This is a genomic window from Vibrio sp. Vb0349, from assembly GCF_033338975.1.
This window is the reverse complement of the sequence record NZ_JAWOTS010000167.1, coordinates 1-1,497: the sequence shown is the minus strand read 5'-3', so window position 1 is coordinate 1,497 and position 1,497 is coordinate 1. Positions and strand designations below refer to the sequence as shown.

Here is a 1,497-nt window from a genome sequence, read left to right as displayed (position 1 = left end):
GACGATCAATACCGATGTTTTCTGCGTTTTCCGCCGTCAACGTTTTCGCTGGCGCTAAAATAGGGCACTTATTGAGGTGAACCAGTTTCACCGGTACGGGTAGTAGGTCGCCGAGGTCTTCACGCTTGGTGTAGAGACGTTCGTGCAACTCTTCGGTTGAAAGTTCAAGAATTGGCTGCGGATCTTTGGCTAAATCAATCGTAATAACCGCATTGTTATTCGTTGGATGCCACGCGACAGGCACAATCCAGCTGGTGTATTGGCATTCGCGACCTAACATGCCTGAGACATGCATCAGCGGTGTCATGTTTACAATATCAACCAGTTCATTCAGCTTACGTTTATGGCGCATAGAGAAGAAGTAATCGAACAGTTTTGGCTGCGCGGCTTTGACTTTCTTTGCCATCTCAATCGTTGCGATAACGTCTGCCATCGCGTCGTGCGCATTACTGTGCTCAATGCCATTTTTAACCGATAAATGTTCTAACTTGAAACTGGTGAAGCCGTCTTCATTCTCGGGCCATTCTACGCCTTCAGGACGCAACGCGTGGCATGCACGCAATACATCGAGCAAGTCCCAACGCGAGTTGCCGTTTTGCCAGCTCCACGCGTATGGGTCGATAAAGTTGCGGTAACAGGTGTAACGCGTCACTTCGTCATCAAAACGAATGCTGTTGTAGCCTAGGCTGGTGGTTTTGGGTTTCGATAACTCGGCGTGAATCTTAGCAATGAACTCAGGCTCGGATAGACCTTCTTGCATCGCCTTTTGCGGCGTAATACCCGTAATTAATGCGGCTTCCGGAGAAGGTAGATAATCAGCAGGAAGCTGGCAGTACATCACCAGAGGTTCGCCGATGATATTGAAGTTTTCATCTGTGCGAACACCAGCAAATTGGCTTGGACGATCTTTCGCGGGATTTGTACCCCAAGTCTCGTAGTCAAAGAAGAAAAAAGTGGGCTGATTATCTTGGTGCATTCTGCTTACCGTTTACGGAACCGATAAGAGTATTAGACCATTCAACGCCTTGACTAGCAACGAAAGATGCAAGGTGAAGTTGTGAAAATGAAAAAGCCGATGGCGAACCATCGGCTTGAAGTTTTGCATTTGTCTGCTTGGGCAGCAAATAAGGGTTAGGCTTTCGTTTCTTCAAGAGCCGTTTCAGCTTCTGAGGACTTCAACACTCGGCTTGCAATGGTGCCTGCCGTCATTGAGCCAGAAACGTTCAGCGCAGTACGAGCCATATCAATCAGAGGTTCAATTGAGATCAAAAGTGCAGCGATCGTTACAGGCAAGCCCATTGCTGGAAGAACAATCAATGCCGCAAATGTTGCACCGCCACCAACGCCCGCAATACCAAACGAGCTGATAGTAATGATCGCAATCAGAGAAAGAATGAAGTTTACGTCTAGTGGGTTAATACCCATTGTTGGGGCAACCATCACAGCTAGCATCGCAGGGTAGATACCCGCACAACCATTCTGACCAATTGTTGCACC

Annotated in this window: 2 protein-coding genes; both read right to left on the bottom strand. The window is 48.0% G+C overall.

Annotated elements, in window-relative coordinates; translation table 11 throughout:
* A partial coding sequence (gene sbcB / locus R7Q47_RS24225) for an exodeoxyribonuclease I (RefSeq protein WP_318089749.1) occupies positions 1 to 976 on the bottom strand: 976 nt, incomplete at its 3' end.
* A 155-nt stretch (positions 977 to 1,131) separates the two neighbouring features.
* On the bottom strand, positions 1,132 to 1,497 hold a 366-nt coding region (locus R7Q47_RS24220; protein ID WP_318089747.1), incomplete at its 5' end, for a cation:dicarboxylate symporter family transporter.